This is a genomic window from Bacillus cereus group sp. TH152-1LC (assembly GCF_027710505.1).
Classification (GTDB): domain Bacteria; phylum Bacillota; class Bacilli; order Bacillales; family Bacillaceae_G; genus Bacillus_A; species Bacillus_A mobilis.
The window spans coordinates 1-6,945 of sequence record NZ_JAQFNK010000054.1 but is presented as its reverse complement, the minus strand read 5'-3'; the positions used below and the strand labels follow the sequence as shown (position 1 = coordinate 6,945).

Sequence of the window (6,945 nt, the reverse complement as noted above, 5' to 3'; positions counted from 1 at the left end):
GCAGGTGTATATGTAACGAGCTTACCTTTTAATCCAATCCCAACAGAATCTGTATTTGTACCTCAAGGACAAGTGGTGTTCTTTGTTAAAGGGGAATACATTGCAGCGATGGGTGGAACGGAGCCAATCCAAAAGTATAATGAAACACTCGCTTTAGAAGATGCAACACTTTATATTGCCAAACAATATGCTACAGGTAAACCAAAGGATAAATACACTTCACAAGTTTATACATTGAAACTTGAAGAAGTAACGCCACCGACACAAGGATGATGTGAATGGATACAGTAATTTCAGATGTAATTATACAGGAGTTTAAAGAGAGGATGCATTTAGGTGATGAGGAAGACGATAACCTAAAACGCATCCTTTCTACGTCTAACAAGGCGTTACTAAGGATTTGTGGGAGTTATGATTTAAATAATGACGAGGAGTTCAAAGAATTAGTCTTTGAACGCTCTCGTTATGTTTATAACGATGCATTAGAGTATTTTGACAAGAATTTTTTGAGTCAGATTAATAGTTTAGGCATCGATAAAGCATTAGAAGAAATTAAGTTGGACGGTGATTAATATGCGTCCTTTTCAGTATAAGAAACCACTGAATACAGGTGATTGTAGAAATCGAATTGTCATTGAACAGCCTGAAGTAATGAAAGACGAATTGAATCAAGAAGTTGAAACAGGTAATTGGCAAGAAGTAAAAAAAGCGTGGGCAATGATAAAAACGGTAAAAGGTTCGGAGTACATTGAAGCTTCGGCTTCACAGTCTACACGAATTTATAGGTTTGTAATTCCTTATACAACGGGTATTACAGAATTAATGCGAATTAAAATGAAAAATCGTATCTTCGATATTATCGAACCGCCAATGAATGATGATGAAATGTATCAAACATTGACTATTATCGCAAAGGAGCATGTTTAATATGAACGATTTTGCGAGTGAACTTGCTAGAGAATTACAAAGATATGCGAATGTTGTAGAAGAAGAATTGTTAACCGCACAAGAAGAAGTGGCTGATGTTGCTGTAGGTAAATTAAGACAAAGTGGTCCTAAAAAAACAGGGGCTTATCGTAAAGGGTGGCGTAAGAAAAAAGAAGATAATGGCGTTGTCGTCCACAATATAAAAGGGCAACTAACGCATCTTTTGGAAAACGGCCATGCGAAGGCTGGCGGTGGACGTGTTCCGGCTCAAGTTCATATTCGTCCTGTTGAAGAGTATGTAATTAATGAAGTACCAAGACGGATTGAAAGGGCGCTGGAATAATGAACTTAGGTGAATTAATAAAAATCCTTGAAGCTACAGGTTATCCTGTGGCTTATTCGCATTTCATAGCAACGCTAGGTAAGTCAGTGCCAGCGCCACCTTATATTTGTATTCTTGTGGATGGATCTGCAAACTTAATGGCTGATAACAAGGTTTATCACAAGATAGACGATGCAAATATTGAGCTTTATACAACTAAAAAAGATTTAGTTGCAGAAGCAAAACTTGAAAACGTACTAGACGATCATGAGATTCCTTATGACTCGTATGGGACGTTTATTGAATCTGAGAAAATGTATCAAAAAATATACGAAACGAGGTTGTTATAAATGACTAAAGAAAATAAAGTTACGTTTGGTTTGAAGAATGTACATTATGTCCCAATTGATGTTCAAGATTTTTTAGTAAAGTTTGGTGCGCCAATCCCGTTGCCTGGTGGGGTGGAGCTAACATTTGAGCCACGCGGTGATTTAATTGAATTCTATGCGGATGACATGCTTTATTACGCAGCAAGTAATAACCAAGGTTATGACGGAACGCTATCTATTGCAACTATTCCGGAGCAATTTGCTATCGATGCATTAGGTGAGCAATTAGATGAAACAGACGGTGTATTAAATGAGTTAGCTGATGCCAAAGGGAAATCATTTGCATTACTATTTGAATTCGATGGCGATGTGAACGCAACTCGACACGTTATGTATAACTGTGCAGCGAGTCGTCCGACAATCGCATCTAAAACAAAAACAAATTCAGCTGAACCAAATACAAATGAATTGAAGTTTGTATCTAGTCCAATTGTTTTAGCGCCTGGCGGAAGACCAATGGTTAAAACAAAAACAACCTCTAAAACAACTCAAGCAATTTACGATAACTGGTACAAAGAAGTGTACATTAAAAAACCAGCAGCACCAAAAGGAGCGTAAGTAAATGGAAAAGACAATTACAATAGACGGAAAACAGGTCAGATTAAAAAGTACAGCAGCAACTGTTAAAAGATACAAAGCGCAATTTAGACGTGACTTATTTGCTGATATGTTTGCTTTAGGGGCTATGGGTACAATCACTTCACCTGATAGCACAGAAGCAACTATTGATCTTTCAACTTTAGATTTTAATAAGGTTGATTTCGAGGTTATTTATGATCTGGTTTGGTTATATGCTAAAACGGCTGATCCAAGTATTCCAGATCCACTTACATGGTTAGATGGGTTTGATGAATTCCCTATCTATGAAATTATGCCGGAAATTAACGATTTGATTCAAATGACAATGGGAGCAAAAAAAAATAAAGAAAAATAATGAAGAGCAAGGGACTTTCAGTGATGAAGAATTAACCACTGATACGTTCCTTGCTCTTTGTTATAAAGCGAAACTAACAAGATGGGATTTAGAAGATATGACAATCGGTGATTGTTTTGACTATATTGCTGAATTTGCTGAAATGGAGAATCCGGATAAAGAAAAAGTTAGAAAAGCAAATCAAAAAGACTTCGATTCATTCTAAGAAAGGGGTGAGAAAATGGCAGGAAGAATTAAAGGGATTACAATTGAAATTAATGGTAACACTCAACCATTACAAAATTCTCTAAAAGATGTTAATAAGCAAAGTGATAACTTGGCCAAAGAACTAAAAGATGTTGAACGTCTTTTAAAATTTGATCCTGGGAATATTGAGGCACTTTCTCAAAAACAAAAATTACTTACACAACAAATAGAAAATACAACGCAAAAGCTAGATAAATTGAAAGCAGCGGAACAACAAGTACAAGCACAATTCCAAAACGGTAAAATTTCCGAAGAACAATATCGTGCTTTTAGGCGCGAAATTGAATTTACAGAAGGATCGCTTAATGGTCTGAAAAATAAACTTGGAAACATGAAAGCAGAACAAGACAGTGTAGCCAATTCCACCCGACAATTAGAAACATTGTTTAGTGCTACAGGGAAAAGCGTAGATGATTTTGCAGGAGCCTTAGGAAATCGTCTTGTGAATGCAATTAAAAACGGAACAGCTACAAGTCGACAATTGGAACAAGCAATTGGGATTATTGGACGAGAAGCATTAGGAACAGAAGCAGATATTGAAAAATTACAACGTGCTCTACGATCCGTGGATGACGGTAATTCAATACAACAAGTCCGAAATGAATTAAGAGATTTACAACAAGAAGCCGGAAGAACGGAGAAGAAGTTTGAAGGGTTAAAAGTAGGCCTTGAAAATGTTATCGGTGGTTTGGCAGCTGGCGGAGGTATTGCAGCAGCTGTTGAACAAGCACTTGATATGTCCAAGCTAAAAACAAAAATTGAAATAGGATTTGATGTTCCTGAGTCCTCAAAAAAATCAGTAGAGGATGCTGTGAGAGGTATTTCGGCCTATGGATTAGATGCAGAAGAAGCACTTGAGGGTGTAAGAAGACAGTGGGCCTTGAATAAAGGTGTTAGTGATGAAGCTAATGCTTCTATTGTAAAGAGTGCAGCTGTTATTTCTAATGCTTATGCTGGAATAGATTTTACTGAATTAATTCAAGAAGCAAATGAAATTGGTAATGAACTAGGTATTTCACAAGAAGGCGCTCTTGGAATGGCTGATGCCTTATTAAAAATGGGTTTTCCACCGGAACAATTAGATATTATTGCCGAATATGGTGGTCAGCTTACGCGAGCAGGCTACAACGCTGAAGAAGTACAAGCTATTATGGCAGCTGGCGTTGAAACAGGGACCTGGAATTAGATTATAGTTCCCCTGTATGGCGACATACAATGAAAAACTCCTTTAATTCAGTGAAACTCTCAAGTGAGACAATACTGAGCGAAGCCTTTTAATTAAGGAACGTGCAACGACTAGTCGAAAGACGTAGGGTGTAAGCATATGACACTCGAAACGGGGAGCAACTCTAGTAGTTGAAGATATAGTCTAATCTATGCGGTGACGTATAGCAGTTCATAAGAGAACGGGCGTGACGTTGCGAGTTACGTTGAATATAAATGATTGATAATCTCTTAGATGGTCTAAAAGAAGGGCGTGTTAAAGCCGCTGAGTTCGGTCAAGGTGTCGATAAAGCTATGACAGAAGCTCTTGAAGGAACAAAAATTTCAGCAGAACAAGTTGAAAAATGGGGTCAGGCAGTAGCTAAAGGTGGTAAAGATGGATCGGCAGCTATGACTGAAATTGCACAAGCTTTATCAGAAGTTGAAGATGAAACCAAACGTAATGAATTAGGTGTTAAGTTTTTCGGTAGATGATGAATTGTGCCGAAGTAAAATTGCGGTATAAAGCAAGAAGGGTGAGATTCCTAACTTGAACCGAAGGCTATGTAAAGTATAGTCAGGAGCAGAGCATAGAGGGTGAAAAGATATAATCCCTCCACGAGACCGCGACACTTATTAGTGAAAACATATGCCGAACTTACAGGAAATGAACTGTAAGAAGTAGAGGATAAAAAGCCTTTACGATAACAAAGTGACAATGTATGAAGATCAAGGGCAAAACATTATTAACACTTTGCTAGGCGCGAAAGAGAAAACAGTTGATTTTGGGAAACAACAAGATAAACTGAATGATTCCATTAAGAAAATGGATGCAAATCCAGCAGTTAAATTTCAAAAAGCGATGCAGGATTTACAAGTTGCACTTCAGCCAGTTCTTAGTGTTATAGCTGATGTTATAGCTAAAATTGCTGATTGGATTTCTAATAATCCCAAATTAGCTGCTACATTAGCAGCCGTTGCAGTAGCTATCGGTGTCATTGCAGGAGCATTTATGGCATTAGCTCCAATAGTCGTCACCATATCCACCATTGGATTAGCGATGATGGGATGGGTAGCCTTAATTGCTGTGGTTGTAGCCGCGGTAGTTGCCTTAGGTATAGCCATTTATCAAAATTGGGATTCTATAAAACAATGGACAATAGAAACATGGAATTCTATTAAGGAATATTTAATAGAGCTTTGGGATGGTATTGTTCAATCCTCTAGTGAAGCGTGGACTTCATTTTTAGAAACCATGCATTCATTCTTTGATCCAATAGGTCAGTTTTTTAGTGATTTATGGACAGGGATTGGCGAAATATGCAGTAGTACATGGAATTCTATTGTTGAATTCTTTTCAGGTGCTTGGGCTTCATTCACTGAAATGATGCATAGTTTCTTTGATCCTATAGGTGAATTCTTTAGTAGTTTGTGGTCAGGTATTGTGGAAACAGCGTCTTCTTGGTGGACTTCTTTAGTTACAACGGCTTCAGAATTGTGGGGGACACTCGTACAAGCTTGGCAGGAAACATGGAATACTATCGTTACCGTATTAGATCCAATTATTTCATTTATGGCAGCCGTTTTAGAAGCAGGGTGGTTACTCATTCAAGCAGGAGCGCAAATTGCATGGGCAGCCATTTCACAATATATCATTCAACCTATTCAACAAGTTTATGATTGGGTAAGTACAAAAATAGGTGAATTAGTTACATGGCTCGGTACACAATGGGAAATCGCAAAAGCTGTGGCCCAAGTTGCATGGGGATTATTTAAACAATATATTACCCAGCCTGTACAGGAAGCGTGGAGCTTGGTAAAAGAGAAATTTAGTGATTTAATCTCTTGGTTAAGTTCTCAGTGGGAACTTGCTAAATCATACACCCTTATGGCTTGGAATTTGGTTAAACAATATGTAATTCAACCAGTTCAAGAGTTGTGGAATACAACGAAACAAAAACTTGCGGATTTAGCTAACTGGATATTATCAAATTGGGAATCTATAAAATCCTATACACTTTCAGCCTGGAATTTAGTGAAACAATATGTTATTCAGCCGGTAACAGATACTTATAATCAGGCCAAACAAAAATTTACTGATTTATATAATTCAGCTAGAGAAAAATTTGATTCAGTGAAAAATGCAGCACAAGAAAAATTTGAAGCGGCAAAAAGATTTATTATGGATCCAATAAGAGATGCGGTTGATGGAGTAAAGGGATTCATCGATAAAATCAAAGGATTCTTTGAAAATCTGAAGTTAAAAATCCCTAAACCTGAAATGCCACCTCTTCCACATTTTAGTTTACAAACTAGTACTAAAAATGTTTTAGGTAAAGATATTACATTTCCTTCTGGACTCAATATAGATTGGCGCGCCAAGGGTGGTATTTTCACTAAGCCAACTATATTCGGAATGAATAATGGACGTTATCAAGCAGCGGGCGAAGCAGGGGACGAAGCGGTACTTCCGCTAAATAAAAAGACACTTGGCGATATCGGGGCAGGAATAGTGGCAGCTATGCCACGTGGACAATTTACTATGCCTGGTGAAATAAATCAATTAATGAGTGATATGAGCCGTGTGATGGCTAGTTCTGTAAGTCAATTATCAGGATTAAAGACTGTCATGAGTGGTGTGTATGGAAGTATGTCAAATAGTAAACAAGCCATGACAAGCAGCGTATCAAATCAAATATTTAATCACTCTTCAGGATCATCTGACGGTGGAGTACTTCCAATGCTTGGTGGCGATTTAGTTGTTGAAGTTCCTGTTGTTTTAGAGGGACGAGATGTGGCGCGTGGCACGTATCGATATACAACCGAGTATCAAGAAAGAGAAACAAAAAGAAACTCAGACTTTTAGGTTTGGGTTTCTTTTCTTACGATTAGTCAATCTGTATTTTTAGATTTTTAATACATTG

At 37.6% G+C, this 6,945-nt stretch carries 7 protein-coding genes and 3 pseudogenes; all 10 read left to right on the top strand.

Going from position 1 to position 6,945, the window contains the following annotated elements:
- Positions 1 to 273: pseudogene (locus PDL00_RS34390) on the top strand (phage major capsid protein); the annotation flags it as partial.
- A gap of 5 nt (positions 274 to 278) precedes the next feature.
- Positions 279 to 572: a hypothetical protein gene (locus PDL00_RS34385; protein ID WP_270733818.1), complete on the top strand. Its 294-nt coding sequence runs from the start codon at positions 279 to 281 to the stop codon at positions 570 to 572.
- Between the two features lies 1 nt (position 573).
- Entirely contained in the window at positions 574 to 927 is a 354-nt protein-coding gene (locus tag PDL00_RS34380; protein ID WP_270733817.1) for a phage head closure protein, read from the top strand.
- 1 nt (position 928) lies between these two features.
- Positions 929 to 1,270: an HK97 gp10 family phage protein gene (locus PDL00_RS34375; protein ID WP_270733816.1), complete on the top strand. Its 342-nt coding sequence runs from the start codon at positions 929 to 931 to the stop codon at positions 1,268 to 1,270.
- Positions 1,270 to 1,599, top strand: a complete 330-nt coding sequence (locus PDL00_RS34370; protein WP_270733815.1) for a hypothetical protein — start codon at positions 1,270 to 1,272, stop codon at positions 1,597 to 1,599. Before PDL00_RS34375 ends, PDL00_RS34370 begins: the two co-directional genes overlap by 1 nt.
- On the top strand, positions 1,600 to 2,196 hold the full coding sequence (locus PDL00_RS34365) for a major tail protein (protein ID WP_270733814.1): 597 nt from the start codon (positions 1,600 to 1,602) through the stop codon (positions 2,194 to 2,196).
- Between the two features lie 4 nt (positions 2,197 to 2,200).
- On the top strand, positions 2,201 to 2,572 hold the full coding sequence (locus tag PDL00_RS34360; RefSeq protein WP_270733813.1) for a hypothetical protein: 372 nt from the start codon (positions 2,201 to 2,203) through the stop codon (positions 2,570 to 2,572).
- A gap of 220 nt (positions 2,573 to 2,792) precedes the next feature.
- A pseudogene (locus tag PDL00_RS34355) lies at positions 2,793 to 4,001 on the top strand (hypothetical protein); the annotation flags it as partial.
- Positions 4,002 to 4,261: 260 nt separating this feature from the next.
- Positions 4,262 to 4,510: pseudogene (locus tag PDL00_RS34350) on the top strand (hypothetical protein); the annotation flags it as partial.
- A gap of 223 nt (positions 4,511 to 4,733) precedes the next feature.
- Positions 4,734 to 6,887 (top strand): phage tail tape measure protein, encoded by a 2,154-nt coding sequence (locus PDL00_RS34345; protein WP_333563552.1) that lies wholly within the window; start codon positions 4,734 to 4,736, stop codon positions 6,885 to 6,887.
- The last annotated feature ends 58 nt before the right edge of the window (positions 6,888 to 6,945 follow it).

Bases quoted from the DNA above. Each gene is read 5' to 3' on its own strand.
- PDL00_RS34385 (WP_270733818.1), top strand. From the start codon at position 279: ATGGATACAGTAATTTCAGATGTAATTATACAGGAGTTTAAAGAGAGG.
- PDL00_RS34380 (WP_270733817.1), top strand. From the start codon at position 574: ATGCGTCCTTTTCAGTATAAGAAACCACTGAATACAGGTGATTGTAGA.
- PDL00_RS34375 (WP_270733816.1), top strand. From the start codon at position 929: ATGAACGATTTTGCGAGTGAACTTGCTAGAGAATTACAAAGATATGCG.
- PDL00_RS34370 (WP_270733815.1), top strand. From the start codon at position 1,270: ATGAACTTAGGTGAATTAATAAAAATCCTTGAAGCTACAGGTTATCCT.
- PDL00_RS34365 (WP_270733814.1), top strand. From the start codon at position 1,600: ATGACTAAAGAAAATAAAGTTACGTTTGGTTTGAAGAATGTACATTAT.
- PDL00_RS34360 (WP_270733813.1), top strand. From the start codon at position 2,201: ATGGAAAAGACAATTACAATAGACGGAAAACAGGTCAGATTAAAAAGT.